The following is a 21,070-nucleotide window of genomic DNA, read 5'->3' as shown; positions in this document are numbered from 1 at the left end:
TTGCGATTCAAATCAGGCACCCTTCTTATTAAGGGGGCTGCCGACGTTATTGCTGCCGACGTTATTGCTGTCATCGTCATCGCTGTCATCGTCATCGCTGTCATAGTCATCATCGCTGTCATCGCTATTGCTGTCATCGTCCTCGCTGCGGCGGGCAGCATGGGCAGCAGCACTGTGGAGGGCAGCAATGCAGACTTTCGTGGCGTTTAGCTCAGCTTGCAGAAGACTATGTAGAGAACGCTGCAGACTCAAAAAAACCTGACACACAAGAAGACAGCGCTCAGCAAAATCAACATCAGAAGGAGTATTAGACTTAGACAGCTCAAACGCTTTTCTTGAAAGCCTCGTAACGCCAGCTTCAAGCCGTTTGAACAGATCCTCGCAAGAATCATCAGACTGAGGCTTAAGACGAGCCTGAGGCGCCAAAAGACCAGGGTCAGCTAGAACAGCTGACACAGGACCAGTCGATTGGATGCGGCATATATCATTAATGGCTTGAATGGCTCGTGCAACAGCAGTACGCACCTTAGAGACAACGCCATTAGAAAACAAATTATCATCAAGCTGGTCAGCCAGAGCGCTGAGCGCCACAGCCTCTGCAAGCAGCCGAGCAAGACGAGCATCATTCGACAGCGCGTCGGCAGGTGTCTCTAAAGCAACGGCTGTGGACGGTGGTGGTTGACCATTGCTGCGCGCCTGGGAGGAGGCATCATCACTGTCATCGTCATCGCTACCATAGTCACAGGCTCTCGCGGCGGCCTCGCTATCAGCCTGCAGAAGACTCGCCTGTTGAAAACTCGCCTGTTGAAAACTCGTTAGAGAACTCTTCAGACCCAAAAAAACCCCAGCCACAAGAAGACACCTCCCCATAAACTTCTGATCTCCAACAGCAGCAGAAAGATCAGGCTCAAGATCAGGATCAAGAGCAGAAGGAAGATGAGCCATAGACAGCTTAAGCGCTTCCCTTGAGAAGTTCGTAATGTGAGCTTTAAGCAGTTTGAACGGATTATCGCAAGAATCATCAGACTGAGCCTCAAGACTAGCCTGAAGCGCCAAACGATCAGGGGCAGCTAAAACCTCTGGCAAATAACCAAAAGCGATCAAATGGAAGCAGCGTATATCAGCAATGGTTTGTTTAACAGTAGCACGCATCGTCTCAGAGACAACGCCATCATCATCAAGCTGGTCAGCCAGAGCGCTGAGCGTCGTCACAGCCTCTGCAAGCAGCCCAGCGAGACGAGCATCATTATTCGACAGCGCGTCGGCAGGTGTCTCTAAAGCAACGGCTGTGGACGGTGGTTGAGCATTGCTACGCGCTTGAACATTGCCGACACTTTTCAAAAGAAAATCTCTCATGAAATCGAGGGCCTTGCGTGCAGGCTCAACGGCCTCTTCCATAAAATTAATCAGCCCAGTCAGCGCATCGGAAATAGCAGAACGCTGCTCTTCCGTGTTAACGCCCTCAGAAGCAACCTGTCCGGCGAGCCTGCTTGCTTGTTGAGTAAGATCATACAGTTCTTGAGCAAACGCTGCTGTCCTTTCAATCGCTGGGAGCTTCATAATCGCTGAGAGCTTCTGCCTTGGCGGCTTCCAAAAACCAATGGGTGTCTCGAAGGAAGGGGGATTACCAGGGGCTGAACGAGCATTCTGTTCAATATTCTGCTCAGTATCCTCTCTAGCCGCCAAAGCCTTTGACAAGGCAGTTTGAAGTGCGTAAAAAGCTTCCAGCATGGCTACAACAGCCAAGTCCGCAGTAGGGCGAGGCGTGGCGGTCCAGTGCGTGGGGTCTCCAGCAGCGTTATGCCGGCACATCGCCCTCGCCCACTTGTGAAAAGCAGGCTTAAGTGCCTTGATTTCTTTTTCGAGTGCTTTAGCCTTATTCTCTTTAGCCTTCTTCTCTTTAACCCTACGTTTTGGCATATTATTATCCTCTTGGCGTTTGAAATCAGTATGCCATACTTTTCTTATGCTTTTCTTAACGGGGGCATTTTTCGGCGCAGGACACGCACAAAGGGGCGTTGTTGCATAATGAGGAGGTCTTTCGGCGCGTTAGATATTTAGGTATAGAGCGTATTAAACACCATGGTTAACTCGCACAAGGCGGCAAGTTGTTTAAGCGAGGCGGGTAGCGCGCGATAACTGAGCGCGACCTCGCGGATTTTAGCCTCTTTAAGCCAGGCGAGCAAAACAGCCAAAGCAGAGCTGTCGACTTTTTCGATCCCAGAGAAATCCACGACTAAGGCCCGGCCTTTTTGAAAATGGGCAAGGCCCGATTCATAACACGCGGTGGCCGTTTGAAAAGTGATATCGCCTTTGAGCGACAGCGTGTTGTTGTCAAAGCTTAACTCAGCCATAGATTATGATTTCTTCACGCCAATTTTTTGATTGTGTGCTTTCAAGTTTGAAATAATACTCGCCACACTCATGCCTTGTGACAGTTGTGCGGAAAATTGCGAACGGAAGCTTTGCAAAAGACTGATGCCTTCCACATTCATATCAAACACTTTCCAAGCCTCACCCTTTAAAATCATGCTGTAGATGATTGGCACTGGCGGACCATCCGGGCGCACAATTTGGCTGTTGACCTGCACAAATTGCTTGCCTTCATAACCACCGCGAATCGGAAAATACTTCACCGTTTCATCGGTATACGCATTGAGTGCTGATGCATACGTGCGAATGACTGTGTTGGTAAATTCATCCGTAAAGGCTTTGCGCTCAGCCGGCGTAGCCCGCATCCAACCTTGTCGACCCAGCACTGATTGCGCCATTGTGACTTTATCGACATGCGGCAATAAAATCTTATCGACCAAGCTGTAAACAAAGGTCGGATGGCTTTTGAGTTTGGCGCGATTTTGCTTTAACGATGACAACAATTGCTGAGTCATAGTGTTTAACATAGTGGTCGGATTAGGCGTGGCCGAAAATCCTAAGACACTTAAGCCACACAACACTGTGCAAATAATTTTTTTCAAACGTCTCATTTTACCCCATCCTTCACTGTTGATGTCGATGCTTTCGCTTTATCATCGGCTTTATCATCACCGCCCTTTAAACTAAACAGTAGCTGACCAATCACGTCTTGTAAAATCATTGCTTGGTTCGTGCGCAAGATATTGCCGCCGTTCTTAACAAACACCGGACTAAAGCCTGGCGTAATACTCACATAGTTAGAACCAATCAAACCTGCCGTGAAAATATTCGCTGTCGAATCCACAGGAATTTGATCTCTCTGAGCAATTTTCATTGTCACGACCGCTTGATAGGTTTCCGGGTCTAAATCAATGTGCGAAACCTGGCCAATGGCCACACCTGCGATGGTCACTGGCGCACGCACTTTCAAATCACCAATGTTTTGAAACTCAGCTTTCACCCTGTAGGTATTGGCATGCGAAAAAGACGTCAAGCCGCTGACCTTAAACGCCAAAAAAATAAAACACAAAATCGCGATAATAATAAATATTCCCACGACCATTTCAGTCACACGTTGCTTTTGCATGCTACCAGCCCCCGAGCATCATTGCGGTTAATATAAAATCTAAGCCTAAAATAGCGAGTGATGAAAACACCACCGTGCGTGTTGTGGCACGGCCAATGCCTTCTGAAGTGGGCACACACTCATACCCTTGAAACACGGCGATCCAAACGACCACAAAACCAAACACAATGCTTTTGACGACCCCATTCATCAGGTCGGCGCCAAATGCCACTGAGCCTCGCATGTTCGACCAAAACGAGCCGGCATCCAAACCCAACCACTTTACACCGACCAAATAACCGCCATAAATAGCCACGGCCGAAAAAATAATCGCCAACAAGGGCATACTAATAAAGCCGGCCCAAAAACGCGGCGCGATGACGCGATGCAAAGGGTCAACAGCCATCATTTCCATGCCGGACAATTGCTCTGTCGCCTTCATCAAACCAATTTCCGCAGTAAGCGCAGAGCCTGCACGACCAGCAAACAGCAAACCTGTAACCACAGGACCTAACTCGCGCACCACGCTTAAAGCCAAAAGCTGGCCCAGCGCTTGTGTGGCGCCAAATTTATCGAGCGTATTATAGCCTTGAAGGCCAACCACCATCCCAATAAACAAACCCGAGACCACAATAATCACAAGCGATAACACACCCACGGAATACAGCTGGCCGACTAACTCAACAAAACCATGTTTAAAGTCAGGCTTTCGAATAATCGAACGAAAAAGAATAAGCCCTGCTACACCGACACGCCAGCAAAAATAAATTGCCATGCGGCCCAAACTCTCGACAAAGGTCATATTTCATCCCCCATCAAGTCACGCAAATACTCACAGCCTGGGTAATGAAACGGCACCGGGCCATCGGGCAAGCCGTGCATAAATTGTTTCACCTCAGGGTTGTTGCTTTTCAACATCGTCTGGCCATCACCTTCGCCAATGACTTTACCCTCAGACAAGACGTAAATATAGTCAGCAATACCTGCGACCTCTTTAACATCATGTGAAACGATAATACTAGTCAAACCCAAGGTCTCATTAATTTTTTTCATCAAGCGTAACAGCATGGCCATCGAGATCGGGTCCAGCCCTGTTAAAGGCTCATCGTACATGATCACCTCAGGATCGAGCGCAATCGCGCGCGCAAATGCCACACGCCGGGCCATACCACCTGATAATTCATTCGGCATAAAAAATCGCGCATTGCGCAAACCCACCGTTTGTAATTTCATGAGTACCAACGTGCGAATTAGGGCTTCGGATAAGTTCGTATGCTCGCGCAAAGGGAAAGCCACATTATCATACACGCTTAAATTGGTGAACAAGGCGCCGCTTTGAAACAACATGCCCATGCTTTTGCGAAGCTCGAACAAATCGTGGCGCGATTGCTCGTGGACATTTTTACCATTGAATAGAATATGACCGTGCTCAGGAGCCAATTGTCCACCGATAAGCTTCAATAAGGTCGTTTTACCAGTACCACTTGGGCCCATAACAGCAATAATTTTCCCGCGAGGAATCACCATGGAAATACGGTTGAAAATCTTTCGCCGCCCACGCCTAAAGGTCAAGTCCTTGACCTCAATGATATTACCCCCGTCTGTCACAAAAAACGTTCCCTAAAGAATTGACTTAATAAACCAAACCAAAGTTGGTATATTAGCGTTCATGATTGAAAAAAGACACCTTTTTTCCACAAAAGAATCAGGACACCCCATGACATTTCGTGAGTTTGGTTTACAAGCCATCAAAACAGAGCTCGAGGCCGCCAACAGCCTGCCTGAACGCTTAGACAGCGCGTTTGACCGCGCCTGCGAACTTATGCTGGCATGCAAAGGGCGTGTCATTGTACTAGGCATGGGCAAGTCAGGTCATATTGGCAACAAAGTGGCTGCCACATTGGCCAGCACCGGCACACCGGCTTTTTTTGTGCACCCCGGTGAGGCCAGCCACGGAGATCTTGGCATGATCACCGTACAAGACGTGGTGCTGGTTTTTTCCTACTCAGGTAACACGCCTGAAGTCATCACGCTATTACCCTTAATTAAACGATTTAACATTCCCATGATTGCCATCACAGGCGACGCGCACTCGAGTATTGCAAAACATGCCAATGTGCATCTTGACGGCCATGTCGACAAAGAAGCCTGTCCTCACAACCTTGCACCCACATCAAGCACCACGGTCGCGCTCATGTGGGGCGATGCGCTGGCCATTGCCTTGCTCAACGCTCGCGGCTTCACCAAAGAAGATTTCGCACGCTCACACCCTGGTGGCAACTTAGGCAAACGACTACTGTTGCGCGTTGACGATATCATGCACACCGGACCAACCATCCCTTGCGTTTCACCCTCAGCCAAAGTGATCGATGCCATTTTAGAAGTCAGCAGCAAGAAACTTGGCTTTACGGCGGTGGTTGACGAAAATAAACAACTGTTGGGCGTTTTCACCGATGGTGACTTACGACGCGCGCTCGACAAAGACATTAACGTAAAAACCACCCCCATCCAAGAAGCGATGACACAAGGTGGCGTGGTTGCCAAAAGCGGCATGCTAGCTGCACAAGCCGCTCAACTGATGGAATCTCACAAAATCACAGGGCTTGTCGTCTGCGATGAAAAAAATCGCATCGTAGGTGCGCTGAACATTCACGACCTTTTTCACGCAGGAGTAGTGTAAATGAGCCATAACGACTTAACCCTTGCAAAAAACATAAAGCTACTGGTGTTAGACGTTGATGGCATCCTTACAGATGGCAGCTTACTCTACGGCGAGTCTGGAGAAACTCTTAAACGCTTTCATACGCACGATGGCATGGGTGTTCGACTGCTGATGCAGACTGGTGTGAGCGTCGCGCTCATCACCGCGCGTCGCTCAGCCATGGTGGAAAAGCGCGCACAAGAGCTTGGCATTAAACACGTGTTCATGGGACAAGACATCAAAAAACCGGTGTTTGAATCCTTACAAAACACCTTAAATCTTTCAGCCAATGAGTGCGCCTACATGGGTGATGATTTAACCGACATCCCCTGCTTACAACTGTCAGGACTTGCCATTACCGTGCCGAACGCTTGTGAGCTTGCCAAGCAACATGCACAATGGATCACTCAAAACGCGGGTGGCCACGGTGCTGTCAGAGAAGCTTGTGAAATGATTTTGCACGCACAAAACAACTACGACACCGTCATCCAACAGTACTTAGCCACACGAGGCTACATCGTATGAGCTGGCGCCGTATCACATTAGTCATTGCACTCGCCCTGCTCACACTCATCGCCGCACGCGATCTACTGACCACCAGCGGCTCATCCAAGCTAAAAAACGAAGCCAATAAAAAACAGCCGCCCGATTGGTATATGACTCAAACGCATGGCTTTTCAACCAATACAGATGGCCAGCTCAAAAGCAAAGTGAATTCACCCACCGTTGATCATTATGCAAAAGAAGACAAGCTACATTTAACCTCACCGGTTTTTTTCTCTTACGACAAACAACATGTGCCTTGGCGCATCACAGCCAATTTCGGCGACTACTATGAAAACAAAAAAAACCCGCAAGCCACTTACCTGCATCTGCAAGATAATGTCGTGATCAAACAACTGCCTGGCCCCGGCAGCAAAGAAACCGAGATACAAACATCCACACTGAACTACTACCCGGACACGCAACTCGCAAAAACACAAGCCCCTGTCGTCGTGTATCAACAAGGCTCTGTGATCCACGCCGTGGGCATGATTGCAAACCTTAAAACAGACAAAGTGGATTTCTTGTCTCAAGCACATGCTAAATATCATGTCAGCAGTAAAAACTCGCCCAAGCACGTGATGGACTAAATACCCGCCGCGTTTGCACCGCATGCTTTTGGATTTGCCCCCGCCTTGTCTCGCTCACCCGCTTCGCCGAGCCTGTAGTCTCGGCTATGCTCTTGTGCTGACTGCTCGCCAAAGTGGGGCCAAATCCTTTATGCATGCGGCCCTGAAAACCGGCGACGACTTTAGGGACGTTGCCTATTGATCCAAGGCTTCCCAACGCCGGTACTTTTCAGCCAAACGTGTTTCCAGTGCTTTCAGCTCGTCGCTGGCTTTAACGAGTGTATCTGCAGGCTGCTGATAAAAATCAGCTTGCGCCATGGCTTCGTGACGCGAAGCAATATCATTTTCGAGCCTCTCAATGTCAGCAGGCAATTGCTCAAGCTCACGCTGCTCGTTATAGCTCAGTTTCGTTTTAGCTTGGACTGGCTTTTTCTCAACAGACTTGGGCTCTGCAATCTTTTTTGCCTCAACCGCACGCTGCTGCTTCGATTCTGTATACCCACCAATGTATTCTTGCACTTTGCCATGGCCTTCAAACACAAACGCCGTGCTCGCCACATTATCGACAAAAGCGCGATCGTGACACACTAACAACACGGTGCCTTTATAATCCACCAGCAATGATTCCAGCAACTCCAGGGTTTCAATGTCCAAATCGTTAGTGGGCTCATCGAACACCAAAACATTCGCAGGTTTTGTGAAGAGCTTTGCCAACAATAAGCGATTGCGCTCACCGCCCGACAAAACTCTCGCGAGCTGCATGGCGCGCGAAGCGGGAAATAAAAAGTCCTGCAAGTAACTAATGGCATGTTGATTTTTGCCATTCACTTCAATAAACAACCTACCGCCGGCAACATTATCCAGCACGGTTTCATCTAAATTAAGTTGATCGCGCAGCTGATCGAAGTACGCAATCTCAAGCTGTGTGCCGTGGCGCACAGTGCCCGCATCTGCTTCAAGCTCTTTGAGTAAAATTTTCAAGAGTGTCGTTTTACCACAACCATTAGGGCCGATGATGGCAATCTTATCGCCACGCATGATTCTGCAACTAAAGTTATCAATAGGTTTCACCTCATCGTAGCTTACGCTGACATGCTCAGCTTCGATCACAAGTTTGCCCGACTTATCGCCCGCATCAATCGCAAGTGCTGCCGTTTTTTGTCGCTCACGACGCAACGTGCGCTCTTCACGCATCGCTTTCAAGGCGCGCACACGCCCTTCATTGCGCGTTCTTCTGGCTTTAATACCCTGGCGAATCCACACTTCTTCTTCCGCTAATTTTTTATCAAACCTAGCATTCTCAGATTCTTGCGCCGCCAGAAACTCTTCTTTGTGTGCTAAAAAAGCTGGGTAACTGCCGGGGTAAGCGTGCAAATGCCCGCGATCCAATTCGACAATGCGATTAGCCACTTTTTCCAAAAAACGCCTATCGTGCGAAATGAATAACACCGCGCCTTGATATTGTTGCAAGAAACTCTCTAGCCATTCAATCGCCGCCACATCCAAGTGATTGGTAGGCTCATCGAGCAAAAGAATATCCGGCTCGGTGACCAAGGCTTGCGCCAGCAACACGCGGCGCTTCCAGCCACCCGATAAACCTGAAAAATTCACCTCGCCATCAAGACCCAAACGTGAAAGCACCGTTTGAACCTTGTTCTGAAGCTGCCACCAATCATTCGCCTCGATGGCTTGCTGCAGTTTTTCAAACTCGCCGATGCGCTCAGGCTGCAAGTTTCGGCTTAATTTTTCATACGCAGTTAATAGGGGCGCAGCCTCAGCAAACCCCTGCAAGACCACCTCAAACACGCTCGCGTCTTGTGCGCGCGGCACATCTTGGGCTAGGGCTGCAATCCGAATATTTTGCCTTACTTCGATATTGCCGGCATCCGGCTGAACCTCGCCGGTAATGATTTTCAACAAACTGGATTTACCCGAACCATTACGGCCCAATAAGCACAAACGATCGCCTTTTTCGATTTGCAGATTCACGCCATCGAGCAAAATTCGATCGGCATAGCGCAAGCTCATGTTCACAAGTTTTAACAGCATAGCGTTCTCAATCGCCTCCAAAGACCTGGGCGCAAGCATAGCTCAAAAGCGCTAAAAACTCAGCCCCCAAACAGAAAAGCATCGCCAAATTTCAATTCCTCCTTTAGAATGTCCGGCTATGAGTGAATTAGTCGTTAATAGCATCAACAAATCTTACGCCGCCCGCACGGTGGTCAACGAGGTATCGCTCAACGTCAAAAGCGGCCAAATTGTGAGCCTTTTAGGCCCGAATGGTGCTGGCAAAACCACCGCATTTTATGTGATCGTGGGTCTAGTCGGAGCTGACCAGGGCCATGTCATACTCGACGGTGAAAACATCACCAAGCTACCCATTCACAAACGCGCACTCAAAGGCCTGGGCTACCTGCCGCAAGAAGCCTCTATTTTCAGAAAACTATCGGTACACGATAACATCATGGCCATTTTGGAGCTTCGTAAAGAACTCTCACTCGAGCAACGCCAAGAAAAGCTTGAAGACTTACTCAAAGAATTTCACATCACGCATATTCGTAACAACATCGGCATGACACTCTCAGGCGGTGAGCGCCGCCGTGTCGAAATCGCCCGCGCACTGGCTCGCGATCCTAAATTTATTTGCCTGGACGAACCCTTCGCCGGCGTTGATCCCATCTCAGTCATCGACATCAAACAAATCGTTCGCCACCTGTGTGAAGTGCGAAATATTGGTGTATTGATTACTGACCACAATGTGCGTGAAACCTTAGATATCTGTGATCATGCCTATATTATGTCCGAAGGTAAAATTCTCTGCGAAGGCGACACCAACACCATCCTCAGCAATCAGCAAGTGCGCGATGTGTACTTGGGCGATCAGTTTGCGATCTAGAGCGCATCCCTAAACTCGTTTTTCTTTTCATTTTGGTTTAATATCTGTATAATTTTGGACCAGAATAAAGCAATAAGAGTCAACTTTATGCCAACTTATCAAACACCCAATCCCCAGCATCACACCGACCAGCTGTTTCACTACATTCAGCGCTTTCAAGGCAATAAACCCGAACCGCTTGAAACCATTAATACGGCCTATGTGAAGCAGGTGCTGACCTATATTAACCGCCTTCTCTTGAACAGGCCTACTGGCGACATAGATACTCAGACTTATTCGCACCTATGCGACATCTTCATATTCATAGCGAGCAAAAAACCACAACACCATGAAAACCTGCTGTTTTTAAACGACCTACCCACAAGAGAACTAATAAGCAACTCCCATCCTGTCAAAGCATCCCACTTACTTCTCTTATGGTTAAAATACCGTAACGAGAAAGTACACAATCCCAAAGCGTTAATAAAAACTCTAGCCGAAAATTACAGGCCAAATCAAACACTAGACTGCCGCAGCATGACCCGCGTACTGTTCAACCTCAATACGATAATTGAAGACAAACTCATCAGCGGTCTCTCACAAGATGACCTCTCCCCCCTCATCACCAGAGCCCTAAGATTGGCAAACATTGAACCACGCAACGAAACATGGGCTAGCCTAGGCCAGCAACTCAGTGAGCTCTGCAGCAGCGAACCGAAAGAGAACAGTCAGTCACTATTGGCGTTTATCGACCCACAAGCCTTCAAGCCAGACACAAGGCAAAGAGAGCACGAACGCCCGGCGCCGCCGCCAAGCCCACTCATGCACGTCGCATACCCACAAAACGGACTACTGGGCAAAAAACGGCTGAACTCATGCTGTCTTGGTGGCGTCGATTTGAATCTTGATGATATCCCCAGCGATTCAAACGACAACTCAGATCTAAAGCGCGCCCCACACAGCCCATCGCTTGAACCCGGTGAAATCAGAAATAGTCAAACAACAAAAAAAGTTAAGGAACTCAGCTCAACCCGCAGCCCTAGATGAGCAAAATTAAGCCAAGAAAATACGGCGCTTTATTTTGAAACTGAACTCTAAAACAGAATGAGTGACAGGCCGCAAATAAGCTTGTTATAATCGGCCCACGTAGCGATAACAAGGAGAGCAACAATGACTCACATCACATTCACTGGCCACACTATCGACGTAACCGATGCCATCAAGGATCACACCAATCAACGTTTTGAAAAAGTGCAGCGCCACTTTGACCACATCACCAGCGCACACATGACCATTCATGTTGAAAAACTCGACAATATCGCAGAGATCACTATCGCCGTGCCTGGCCATCAATTTCACGCCAAAGCCAGCTCTGACGATATGTACAAATCCATCGATGAAATGATGAAGATTTTGAATCGCCAAGTCGTTGAGCATAAAGAAAAGATCAGCAAACACCGTGACTAAAATTCAAGATATCCTCTCCCCACACCGCGTGTTGGTGGACTGCCACATCAGCAGCAAAAAGCGTGCCCTTGAGCTTTTAAGCAAAATGATTGCTGAAGATTTAAACCTGGAGGGTGTGACTCACCAAGACATCCTTCATGGTTTTCTAGCCCGAGAGCGCCTGGGCAGCACTGTGATCACCAAAGGTATTGCCGTGCCTCACACGCGTCTGGCTCAGGTTGAACGACCCATTGGCGCCTTCATCAAGTTGCACGAGCCCATCGCCTTTGACAACCATGATGAACACAACGTCAGCATGTTGTTCGGCTTAGTGATGCCTGAAAACAACAAACAAGAACACATCAGCGTCTTGAGCTGCCTGGCTGAATGCTTTCAATGCCAAACGCGCATTGCCCAGCTCAATGACACCCACGGCATTGAGGAGGCCTATCGCCTACTCACACTTTGCCAAGCCGATGTAGTCATTGAATGATTGAAGAACGCATCACCCTGATTAACAAACTTGGCCTACACATTCGCGCGAGCAATGTGTTGGTTAACACTTGTCAACGATTCAATAGCAAAATCGAACTAATCAGAAGCGACAAAACCGCTGATGCGAAAAGCATTATGAACCTAATGTTATTAGGCGCTCCTTGCGGCACAGAACTCACCTTGCGAGTTGAAGGTGACGATGAGCAAGCGGCTTTTGGCGCCGTGAAAGCGCTAATTCATAATCGCTTTGGCGAGAGCGAATAAGCCCGCCTGCCTTCCCTTCCACAAAAACCCGCCTGTCTATTGGGTGCCACACAAGCTTTAAGACAACTTGGCTTTCTCAAAAATACGCTTATAATGACCAACACCAACTGTATCCGAACGGAACGGTATGAGGAGAATTTTATGAACCATGCGAAAAGCATTATCCCCCTATTTCTATTAATCATCATCGACGGCATGAGTTTTGGCATGACACTGCCCGTGTTAGCCCCTTTGCTCACCAAAACCGGCGCCAGCATCTTTGGCGCGCATGCATCATTAGAGCGGCGACATATACTCTTTGGCATTATTTTATTTTTACCGCCGTTCGCGTATTTTTTTGGCGCACCCATTGTAGGCTATTGCTCGGATCGTTTCGGCCGAAAAACCCTACTCGGGTATTGCTTACTCGGCACCTTTATCGCGTATGTGATGTACGTCATCAGCTTTCGTTGGATGAGTTTAAGCCTGCTGATCATCGCGCGCATCATCGGCGGCTTCACAACAGGCAGCCAAGCTGTTGCACAAGCCGCCATGACCGATATTTCAAGCGGTACAGCAAAGCTTTTGAACATTGGCGTAATCGCGCTCGCCATGACCATAGGCTTACTAGCAGGCCCCCTACTCGGCGGCGTTTTATCCAATGCACACTATGTGCACTGGTTTGGCTTAAGCACCCCATTTTATGCTGCAGCCGGCCTAACCGCGCTTAATTTTTTATTATTAGTGTTTTACCTGAAAGAAACACACAGCGACTTATCCCACATCCCTTTGCGAAAAAGCTTAAAGCAATTTCTAAGCCATCGTCCTAATCAACACTTGCTCACAATTTTTTTCTTCTTTGAACTCAGCTGGAGCCTGTATTACCAGGGCATTGCCGTGACCGCCGTGCAAGCGTTTCACTTGGATGGTAGCGAAGTCGGTTATTTCTCAACCTATATTGGTTTAATGCTTTCACTGAGCTTAATGTTTGTACTGCGCGCTTGCGCACGTCTTTTAAAACCCAAAAAATTATTGAGCTTCAGTTTGTGGCTAGGCATCGTCAGTTTGTTGCTCGCATTTTTTGCACATAAACTTTGGCAGCAGTGCCTTCTAGCCATTCCCGTGACCATTATGACGGCGAATGTTTACTCAACACTAATTACGCTGCTTTCAAATGAGAACGCAGATAATAAACAGGGGCTCGTGATGGGCGTAAGCGACTCTGCCTTGTCGCTCGCGTTTGCCATCACGGGATTTTTAGCGGGCTGGATCACACTCTATAACGCCATGAGCCCACTGTTACTATCATGCGGATTTTTAGTGCTAGCCTACGGAGTGTTTTGCTTTAAAAAAGTAAGCAAAGCCCTTAGGGCCTGTTTATAATTCATTTTCACGCTGTAAACTGAGTAAAGTTGGTCCAATTTGTTCATTCTTCTCGTTAAATAGGACTGGCTATTCGCCTCGAATAATAAACAATTTGGTCTCAACCCCCTCAGTTTTCGCTTGCAAAAATGAATTATAAACAGGCCCTAATGCTTCGGGTTCGAAATAGAATAGTCGAAAAAATCCAGTTTCACTTACTCACCTTGAGCCAACGTAAACCCACGATCTTGATCAAAGAAATACAGATTCTCTGACTTGATCACATCCACACCGCCGTCAATCAACTCACGCATCACGCTTAACACATCGTGTGGCGCAATCGTTGAAAAAGACTCGTCTTTCTGAAAACGGCAGCACCAGTGATCCGAACAATGTGTTTCAGCCTGGCCATCGGGGTAGACTTTCACACCACGATTAGAAATCATTTTCAAATGTAGCGTGCTCACCAAAGATGAAACCTGTTCGCCCAAAGCTTCTGGGTTACACATGTTCACATTGATAAACACATCCACGCCCACCAAGCGTTTTTCTTGCATAGGCGCTACAGGCAACTGCACTGGCTCACACGATTTAGATTCATACTGCGCTTTTTCGAAATTGCTAGGCGCCTGACCCAAGCGCTCAATCACCGCATCAGCAAATCCATCCGTACCCACTTTTTGCTTACTTAACTTTTCATTGTAAATATCGCCCGTGTGAATACCATCTTCTAAGGTTTTTAACCAAGCATTTTCAATTTTCGCCGCGACATCTGGCTGACCGATATGAATCAGCATCTGAATCGCGCCGTTTAGCAAGCCCGATGGGTTGGCAATTTTCTTGCCCGCGATATCTGGGGCAGAGCCGTGAATCGCTTCAAACATCGCGACCTTGTCGCCGACGTTCGCAGAACCGGCCAAACCGACAGAACCGACCACTTCAGCCGCCACATCGGAAATAATATCACCGTACAAGTTTTCCGTGACGATCACATCAAACAACTCAGGCTTGCACGCTAAGCGCGCGGTGCCGATATCAATAATGATGCTGTCCGTTTGAATTTCAGGATACAAAGGCGCAATTTGTTTAAACACTTGATGAAACAAACCATCCGTCATCTTCATGATATTGTCTTTGATCATGCAAGTGACTTTTTTGCGATTAAATTTACGAGCATATTCAAACGCGTATTTCACAATGCGCTCACAACCTTCACGTGTGATAATTTTTAAACATTGATAAGCGCCATCGGTTTGGCGATGCTCAATACCGGCGTACAAGTCTTCTTCGTTTTCTCGCACGATCACCAAGTCCATATCAGGATGGTTTGTCGGCACAAACGGCGACAAAGAACGGCAAGGGCGAACGTTCGCATACAAACCCAAAGACTTTCGCAAGGTCACGTTCAAGCTTTTGTAGCCGCCGCCTTGTGGCGTCGTGATTGGCGCTTTTAACAACACACGTGTGCGCGCCAATGAATCCCAGGCTGCTTGCGGAATACCGGTGGTATTACCAGAAAGATAGACTTTTTCACCAACCTCAATCACTTCAGGCGCAATGTTCGCACCCGCAGCCTCTAAAATGCGCAGTGTAGCGGCCATAATTTCCGGGCCAATACCGTCACCATAGGCCACTGTAATCGGTGTTTTTGTTGTCATCTTTTTCTCCTATATCAAAATTAATATCGCGTAAACCGCAAGCCAAATTAACAAGGCTCGGTTCACTAACTGCGATAACTTAACTGTTTCATACTGCTCATTCATCGCCAAGCTCGCGCTAGCACACAACAGCTCGTGATTACCGGCAGATTTTGCATCAGCCGCCCATCGATTTAACACTTCACTGAAATTACCCACCAATGCAAAGCTTAGACTCAGCAGGCGCGAAGGCACCCAGGCTAAATAGGCGTACAGGCGGTTGGCAGCCTCACGCAAACGATGATCGCCCTCTTCGCTCAAGGTTTGTAATAAGCGGGCAAACACAGCACCGAACGCGCCCAACAGCATAAACCAAAAAATCAGGGTAAATTGATATTGGCTTTTCTCCATCTGCGTATCCAAAGAATACTGGCAACGAAAATCACAGCCTTCCAAGCAGTACATCACCACGAGTAAATTAAAAATAGGTAACAAAAGCCCATGCAGGTTGCGAAAAATGAGAATCTCAAGCAGCAAAACGACTACAGCCGCTGGCACCACCAAACACAACACGCCAATATAGCCTCGATAAAAAGCGTATTTTGAAAAAACCGTCTCAGCGCGGCGAAGGTATAAGGAGTTCACAAAAAAGCGTTTACGCCATTGGCTTAATGAAAAAGTTTTCTCTAAAAATAAAGCAACGGCTAATACTAAAAAACGCATACACTTCCTATCACTTAATGACGCGAGACCAGTCGAACAACGGCCCCGGGTCTGTTTTACGCCCCGGCGCAATATGCTCATGCCCCACGACGGCCTTAATGGGGTACACCGCCTTGAGCGCCTTCAACACTGCATTGAGACTGACATACTGTGCGTCAGTATACGGCAAATGATCACAGCCTTCCAACTCAATCCCAATAGAAAAATCATTGCAGGCTTCACGCCCGTTAAAACTTGAGCGCCCCGCATGCCAGGCTTTGTCATCACAAGAGACGAACTGAGTCAGCTCGCCTTGGCGATCAATCCAAACATGCGCCGAGACACGACCAGCAAGCCAGTGGGCGAGCTCTGGATGGGTCTTCGCAGTGATTTCATCCATAAAAAGTTTCTCCATCAGCCCGTTACCAAATTCACCCAAGGGCAAGCTGGCACAGTGAATCACGACCAGTGTCGGACGCTCATCACGCGCATCGTAGTTTGGAGAATATTGATGCTTGATGCCATCCAGCCAACCGTTGATCAACTCCATAATAGCCCCCAAGTTGGACGTAGCAACCGTCTTTGCGAGGAGCGAATCGACGAAGCAATCCCAAGATTAATGGACCAGATTGCCGCGCTCACTGGCGTTCGCTCGCAATGACATTAGCCATAAAATGTAGGCTGGATTGAGCACCGAAGGGGCGATAATCCGGGTTTCTATTTTCCGGGTTTTCAATGCTTCGCATTTCAACCCAGGCTACAGGAAGATTTTGCATAGTTTATCGACGCCAGTTTAGTTTCTACGCAGTTTATCAGAGAATGCCAGTGGCGAGGGATACCTCAAGACCACGACGTAGGATGAAACAATGAACGTAATCAGCGTTGCTGCTTGAATTAGACAGGAAGCTTGCGCTGAAATTAGGCCTGTACTTAACGCCAAGTAGGCGAGCAACAAGGTGAACTCACTGGCTTGCCCTAGGCGGGCACCGACTTCCCAGGCCACGGGTTTGGTTTCTTTGACTTGATGGATCAAAAAACGAAACACCAAAGGCTTGACCACCAGCATCACGATGGCCAACAAAATGGCAGGCGCTAAAATTTCAGGCAAATAATGCGAGTCGAACTGCGCACCAATCGAGAAGAAAAACATAATTAGGAAAAAATCACGCAAGGGTTTTAGGTTTTCCGAAATATATTGCGAGATGGGGTGCGCCGCCAAGGCTACACCTGCGATAAACGCGCCAATATTGGCAGACAAACCCAAGACCTCGGCTAGAATCGCCATGGCCAAGCACCAACCCACGGACAGCAAAAAAATGTATTCATGCACGCGATCAAACTTAGCTAAAAGTTTAATTAAGACAAAACGCTGCATAAAAAATGCAAACACTAAGAGCAAAGGTAGCGCAACAATAAACAAACTGATCCGGCCAAACGACACATGGCCTTGGGACACCATTTCCAGAATCATCAACACCATAATCGCAATAATGTCCTGCAAAAGCAGCACGGAAATCATGACCTCACCCGTATGTTGATGGTGCAGCACCGTTGTAGGCAATAACTTCAAACCAATAATGGTGCTCGAAAACATCATACCCAAGCCGATCACCCAAGACGTCGTCACATCGTAGCCAAACAACACACCAAGCCCAAAACCAATCAGCGCAAAAACCACAGAGCTCGCCAAGGCCACCCAGGTCATTTTTGAAAACATTTGCACAAGCTTTTGAGGGTGAAGATTTAGACCCAATAAGAACAACAAAAACATGATGCCAATATCGCCGGTTTGCTGAACGATCTCCACCTTTTTCAAAATATTAAAACCAAAGGGGCCTAAGAGCGCACCTAACACAATATAGGCGACCAACATCGATTGGCGCGTGAACAATGCTGCTGTTGAAATGATCGCGGCACCTGAAAAAATCAAAAACAAGGTAAAGGTAACTGTATCGAGATGATGCATAAAACCGCCCAAAACACTGGAGAGCAGAGTCTACCAAAAGACGGTGTAAAAGTAATCACCGTCGCGAAAAACAAACCAAACTTGACAGCGCAAGGCTCGCGTCGTTTACTATGCTCACACAAACCTCACGAAATAAACCTCATGAAAACTTGGCTTTACACCCTGGCAGCTCTATGCGCGAGCGCCTGTGGCTTCGCGTTGCCCTGCGAAAACACTGACTTGCCACTTTGGGTAACACCACAAACACACGCACAACCTTTGACGCAAGCCATTGAGCGCGCCAAACAATCGGTGCAAGTCATTACCTACACGCTCACGGATAGACAGATTATTCGGGCATTAATACAGGCAAAACACCATGGCGCCAACATCCAGGTACTGCTCGACAAAGCGCCGTATAACGCGACAAACACGAACCAAAAAGCCATTCGCTGGTTGCGTGAAGAGCACATCGCTGTAAAAACGGCACCCCAGTACTTCACCAATCTTCACGAAAAAGCCCTCATTATCGACAAAAAAACGGCTTTTTTAATGACAGGCAACTTCACCTACTCAGGCTTTTACACACAGCGCAACCTTTACCTTAAGCTCACGAAGCCTGCGCTTGTCGGGCAAATCGAGACCGTTTTTCAAGCCGACTGGTCTGAGCGAACACCCACACTGAGCGCATCGCCTTTAGTGTTTAGCCCAGAAAACCATGGACGGGATATTCTGCGCCTTATCGACAGCAGCCAGCATTCACTCAAACTCTACGCCCCAGGTTTTGGCGACCCTGCTTTTATTCGTGCACTCAAGCATGCCGCCAAACGCGGTGTGCGCATCACCCTGCTCACCCGCCCAAAGCAAAGCACAGGGTATCGAGTGATGATACGATCACTGAAAGATGAAGGCATCACAGTTTTACCATTGCAAACGCCGACCTTACACGCCAAATTGATCATCAGTGACGATCGCATCGCCTACCTAGGCTCAAACAATTTCACGAGCACGTCTTTCCACCACAACCGTGAATTAGGCATTTTGGTGTGCAATCAGAACCTCATAACCCGCTTAAATCAACAGTTCGACAGCGATTCGGGCTTCCAAAATTAAAAAAATCTGGTAGAATGGGCGCCTTTCTACGAGAGCTTATATCTTAAACGAGGAATATCATGGTAACGATTCGACTTTCACGCGGTGGCGCCAAAAAGAAGCCTTTCTATCATATCGTTGTAGCTGACAGCCGCAATGCACGTGATGGCCGCAACATCGAAAAATTGGGTTTCTTCAACCCTGTCGCTCAAGGCCAAGAACAAGAATTATCATTAAACGTTGATCTATTGGAGCAATGGATCGCTAAAGGCGCGAAAATGTCTGAGCGTGTGGCCAAATTATTGAAACAAGCGAAAAAAGCCACTGTAGCGGCATAAGTTTCATAATGACCAATTATTTGATCATGGGGCGCTTTTGTGCCCCTTTTGGCATCCGGGGCGACATCAAAGTCCAATCTCACACCGAACCTACTTCGGCAATCATTGACTACCCTTGGTTTATACAAACCAAACATGGCGAATACAAAGCCGTCGAATGTGTACAATGCCAAGCCAAAGGCTCCCAAATCATTGCCCACATCCGGGGCTTTGATGACCGTGATCAGGTCCGCGAATTCACTAACCGAGAAATCTGGGTGCCAGAAACCGCACTAACCAGCCTCGATGAAGGAGAATATTACTGGCACGAGCTGAAAGGCTTTGAAGTCATCGACCAGCATGGGCAACTTTTGGGCGCTGTCGATGAGCTTTTTAACACGGGGGCTAACGACATCCTAGCCGTGAAATCAGCCAACCGCAAACAACGCCAACTGATCCCCTTCATCCTGGGTGATTTCATCACCCAGGTTGACCGAAAAGCGAGACGCATCTGTGTTGACTGGGATGAGGCACAAGACGATGCTTAACATCGGCCTGATTACGCTGTTTCCTGAGATGTTTGAAACCCTCAAGCACAGCATCACCGGCAAAATTTTAGACAAACCTCTCGCCGAGCTGCATTTTTTCAACCCTAGAGACTATACCGACGACAAACACCGCACAGTGGATGACAAGCCTTATGGTGGCGGGCCCGGCATGCTCATGAAAGTTGAGCCCTTGCGCAAAGCGATTACTGCGGCAAAAACCTCGCTTGGCGAACAAGCCAAGGTGATCTACCTCTCCCCCCAAGGCGAGCCATTCACACAAGGCGTTGCTCAAAAAATGAGTAAATCTGGTCCGTGGATACTACTCTGCGGTCGTTATGAGGGCATTGATGCCAGGCTTTTAAAAACCGACATTGATGCCGAGCTTTCGATCGGCGACTTTGTCCTCACCGGTGGTGAAATTCCGGCCATGGCCGTCATCGATGCCTGCCTGCGCCTGATGCCCGGCGCCCTAGGCGACAACACATCAGCCGAGCAAGACTCCTTTTGCCAAGGTTTGTTGGAATATCCTCACTACACTCGACCAGAAAAGCTTGCAGATCAAGGGGTTCCTGATGTATTATTGCGCGGCAATCACGGGGCGATCGCGCGTTGGCGTGAAAAACAAGCTCTCGGGATGACCTGGCTCAAGCGGCCAGACCTGCTCGATAAGCTCACATTGAGCAAAGAGCAAACGACGTTATTAAACGAATTTATTGACGAACAAGGTAAACAGTAATGAGCAACATTATCCAACAACTTGAACAAGAACAGATGCGTACCGACATCCCTAAATTTCGCGCAGGCGACACAGTGACTGTGAAAGTCAAAGTGAAAGAAGGTGAGCGTGAGCGTCTACAGGCTTTTACTGGCGTTGTCATCAGCAAACGTAACCGCGGCGTGAACTCTAACTTCATCGTTCGTAAAATCACTGCCGGCCAAGGCATTGAACGTACATTCCAAACACACAGCCCTTTGATCGACACCATCAGTGTTGACCGCTTAGGCGATGTAAACCAAGCTCGCTTGTATTACCTTCGTGAACGCAGTGGTCGTTCTGCGCGCATTAAAGAGCGCATTGATCACAAGAAAAAGAAAGGCGACAAGAAATAATCTCGAA

The 21,070-nt window shown here is 48.1% G+C and carries 25 protein-coding genes; 14 read left to right on the top strand and 11 right to left on the bottom strand.

Annotated features, from left to right (window positions below; genetic code table 11):
- Nucleotides 1-12: 12 nt before the first annotated feature.
- The 6 genes from COV52_09035 to COV52_09010 form a co-directional block, all read right to left on the bottom strand.
- Complete coding sequence (locus COV52_09035) at nucleotides 13-1,920, bottom strand: hypothetical protein (GenBank protein PIR10421.1); 1,908 nt, start codon at nucleotides 1,918-1,920, stop codon at nucleotides 13-15.
- 137 nt (nucleotides 1,921-2,057) lie between these two features.
- Nucleotides 2,058-2,354: a hypothetical protein gene (locus COV52_09030; GenBank protein PIR10420.1), complete on the bottom strand. Its 297-nt coding sequence runs from the start codon at nucleotides 2,352-2,354 to the stop codon at nucleotides 2,058-2,060.
- Nucleotides 2,355-2,357: 3 nt separating this feature from the next.
- The gene (locus COV52_09025) at nucleotides 2,358-2,984 is read right to left on the bottom strand and encodes a signal peptidase (GenBank protein ID PIR10419.1); all 627 of its coding nucleotides are present in this window, start codon (nucleotides 2,982-2,984) and stop codon (nucleotides 2,358-2,360) included.
- The gene (mlaD, locus tag COV52_09020; protein ID PIR10418.1) at nucleotides 2,981-3,499 is read right to left on the bottom strand and encodes an outer membrane lipid asymmetry maintenance protein MlaD; all 519 of its coding nucleotides are present in this window, start codon (nucleotides 3,497-3,499) and stop codon (nucleotides 2,981-2,983) included. Before mlaD ends, COV52_09025 begins: the two co-directional genes overlap by 4 nt.
- A 1-nt stretch (nucleotide 3,500) precedes the next feature.
- On the bottom strand, nucleotides 3,501-4,280 hold the full coding sequence (locus COV52_09015) for an ABC transporter permease (GenBank protein PIR10417.1): 780 nt from the start codon (nucleotides 4,278-4,280) through the stop codon (nucleotides 3,501-3,503).
- Nucleotides 4,277-5,005: a phospholipid ABC transporter ATP-binding protein MlaF gene (locus COV52_09010; GenBank protein ID PIR10416.1), complete on the bottom strand. Its 729-nt coding sequence runs from the start codon at nucleotides 5,003-5,005 to the stop codon at nucleotides 4,277-4,279. Before COV52_09010 ends, COV52_09015 begins: the two co-directional genes overlap by 4 nt.
- Nucleotides 5,006-5,195: 190 nt before the next feature.
- On the opposite strand from COV52_09010, the gene COV52_09005 reads away from it, so the two are divergent.
- From COV52_09005 to lptC, 3 genes are read left to right on the top strand one after another with little or no spacing between them, the layout of a single operon-like run.
- On the top strand, nucleotides 5,196-6,158 hold the full coding sequence (locus COV52_09005; protein ID PIR10415.1) for a D-arabinose 5-phosphate isomerase: 963 nt from the start codon (nucleotides 5,196-5,198) through the stop codon (nucleotides 6,156-6,158).
- Entirely contained in the window at nucleotides 6,159-6,704 is a 546-nt protein-coding gene (locus tag COV52_09000; GenBank protein ID PIR10414.1) for a hypothetical protein, read from the top strand.
- Nucleotides 6,701-7,312: an LPS export ABC transporter periplasmic protein LptC gene (gene lptC / locus COV52_08995; GenBank protein PIR10413.1), complete on the top strand. Its 612-nt coding sequence runs from the start codon at nucleotides 6,701-6,703 to the stop codon at nucleotides 7,310-7,312. Before COV52_09000 ends, lptC begins: the two co-directional genes overlap by 4 nt.
- 174 nt (nucleotides 7,313-7,486) lie before the next feature.
- On the opposite strand, the gene COV52_08990 is transcribed toward lptC, so the two are convergent.
- Nucleotides 7,487-9,340 (bottom strand): ABC transporter ATP-binding protein, encoded by a 1,854-nt coding sequence (locus tag COV52_08990; protein PIR10454.1) that lies wholly within the window; start codon nucleotides 9,338-9,340, stop codon nucleotides 7,487-7,489.
- A 118-nt stretch (nucleotides 9,341-9,458) separates the two neighbouring features.
- Here COV52_08990 and lptB point away from each other — a divergent pair, with 118 nt between their 5' ends.
- The 6 genes from lptB to COV52_08960 all read left to right on the top strand — a co-directional run bounded on the left by lptB (nucleotide 9,459) and on the right by COV52_08960 (nucleotide 13,733).
- Entirely contained in the window at nucleotides 9,459-10,187 is a 729-nt protein-coding gene (gene lptB, locus COV52_08985; protein ID PIR10412.1) for an LPS export ABC transporter ATP-binding protein, read from the top strand.
- Between the two features lie 87 nt (nucleotides 10,188-10,274).
- Nucleotides 10,275-11,213 carry a hypothetical protein gene (locus tag COV52_08980; GenBank protein PIR10411.1) on the top strand — a complete coding sequence of 313 codons (939 nt, stop codon included), beginning with the start codon at nucleotides 10,275-10,277 and terminating at the stop codon, nucleotides 11,211-11,213.
- Between the two features lie 123 nt (nucleotides 11,214-11,336).
- The gene (gene raiA, locus COV52_08975) at nucleotides 11,337-11,633 is read left to right on the top strand and encodes a ribosomal subunit interface protein (protein PIR10410.1); all 297 of its coding nucleotides are present in this window, start codon (nucleotides 11,337-11,339) and stop codon (nucleotides 11,631-11,633) included.
- Complete coding sequence (locus COV52_08970) at nucleotides 11,584-12,105, top strand: hypothetical protein (protein PIR10409.1); 522 nt, start codon at nucleotides 11,584-11,586, stop codon at nucleotides 12,103-12,105. The genes raiA and COV52_08970 overlap by 50 nt, the downstream gene beginning before the upstream one ends.
- A complete protein-coding gene (locus tag COV52_08965) occupies nucleotides 12,102-12,371 on the top strand; it encodes a phosphocarrier protein HPr (GenBank protein PIR10408.1) in 270 nt (89 codons plus the stop codon). The genes COV52_08970 and COV52_08965 overlap by 4 nt, the downstream gene beginning before the upstream one ends.
- Before the next feature lie 93 nt (nucleotides 12,372-12,464).
- Complete coding sequence (locus COV52_08960; GenBank protein PIR10407.1) at nucleotides 12,465-13,733, top strand: hypothetical protein; 1,269 nt, start codon at nucleotides 12,465-12,467, stop codon at nucleotides 13,731-13,733.
- Nucleotides 13,734-13,927: 194 nt separating this feature from the next.
- Here COV52_08960 and icd read toward each other — a convergent pair whose 3' ends face one another.
- The 4 genes from icd to COV52_08940 all read right to left on the bottom strand — a co-directional run bounded on the left by icd (nucleotide 13,928) and on the right by COV52_08940 (nucleotide 18,017).
- Nucleotides 13,928-15,370, bottom strand: coding sequence for an isocitrate dehydrogenase (icd, locus tag COV52_08955; protein PIR10406.1), 1,443 nt, complete (start codon nucleotides 15,368-15,370; stop codon nucleotides 13,928-13,930).
- Nucleotides 15,371-15,379: 9 nt separating this feature from the next.
- On the bottom strand, nucleotides 15,380-16,072 hold the full coding sequence (locus tag COV52_08950; GenBank protein PIR10405.1) for a hypothetical protein: 693 nt from the start codon (nucleotides 16,070-16,072) through the stop codon (nucleotides 15,380-15,382).
- A gap of 10 nt (nucleotides 16,073-16,082) precedes the next feature.
- Entirely contained in the window at nucleotides 16,083-16,601 is a 519-nt protein-coding gene (locus tag COV52_08945) for a 1,6-anhydro-N-acetylmuramyl-L-alanine amidase AmpD (GenBank protein ID PIR10404.1), read from the bottom strand.
- 243 nt (nucleotides 16,602-16,844) lie between these two features.
- Nucleotides 16,845-18,017 carry a sodium:proton antiporter gene (locus tag COV52_08940; protein PIR10403.1) on the bottom strand — a complete coding sequence of 391 codons (1,173 nt, stop codon included), beginning with the start codon at nucleotides 18,015-18,017 and terminating at the stop codon, nucleotides 16,845-16,847.
- On the opposite strand from COV52_08940, the gene COV52_08935 reads away from it, so the two are divergent.
- The 5 genes from COV52_08935 to COV52_08915 are packed head-to-tail and all read left to right on the top strand — an operon-like array spanning nucleotide 18,009 to nucleotide 21,063.
- Nucleotides 18,009-19,109, top strand: coding sequence for a hypothetical protein (locus COV52_08935; protein PIR10402.1), 1,101 nt, complete (start codon nucleotides 18,009-18,011; stop codon nucleotides 19,107-19,109). The genes COV52_08940 and COV52_08935 overlap by 9 nt on opposite strands.
- Before the next feature lie 59 nt (nucleotides 19,110-19,168).
- A complete protein-coding gene (locus tag COV52_08930) occupies nucleotides 19,169-19,426 on the top strand; it encodes a 30S ribosomal protein S16 (protein ID PIR10401.1) in 258 nt (85 codons plus the stop codon).
- A gap of 8 nt (nucleotides 19,427-19,434) precedes the next feature.
- Nucleotides 19,435-19,953, top strand: coding sequence for a ribosome maturation factor RimM (locus COV52_08925; GenBank protein PIR10400.1), 519 nt, complete (start codon nucleotides 19,435-19,437; stop codon nucleotides 19,951-19,953).
- Nucleotides 19,946-20,689: a tRNA (guanosine(37)-N1)-methyltransferase TrmD gene (locus tag COV52_08920; GenBank protein ID PIR10399.1), complete on the top strand. Its 744-nt coding sequence runs from the start codon at nucleotides 19,946-19,948 to the stop codon at nucleotides 20,687-20,689. The genes COV52_08925 and COV52_08920 overlap by 8 nt, the downstream gene beginning before the upstream one ends.
- Nucleotides 20,689-21,063 (top strand): 50S ribosomal protein L19, encoded by a 375-nt coding sequence (locus tag COV52_08915; protein ID PIR10398.1) that lies wholly within the window; start codon nucleotides 20,689-20,691, stop codon nucleotides 21,061-21,063. The genes COV52_08920 and COV52_08915 overlap by 1 nt, the downstream gene beginning before the upstream one ends.
- Nucleotides 21,064-21,070 lie beyond the last annotated feature (7 nt).

The sequence above is a fragment of the Gammaproteobacteria bacterium CG11_big_fil_rev_8_21_14_0_20_46_22 genome (assembly GCA_002796245.1).
Taxonomy (GTDB): Bacteria; Pseudomonadota; Gammaproteobacteria; order UBA12402; family UBA12402; genus 1-14-0-20-46-22.
The sequence above is the reverse complement of the archived record's forward strand: the minus strand, read 5'-3'. Positions and strand labels throughout refer to the sequence as shown.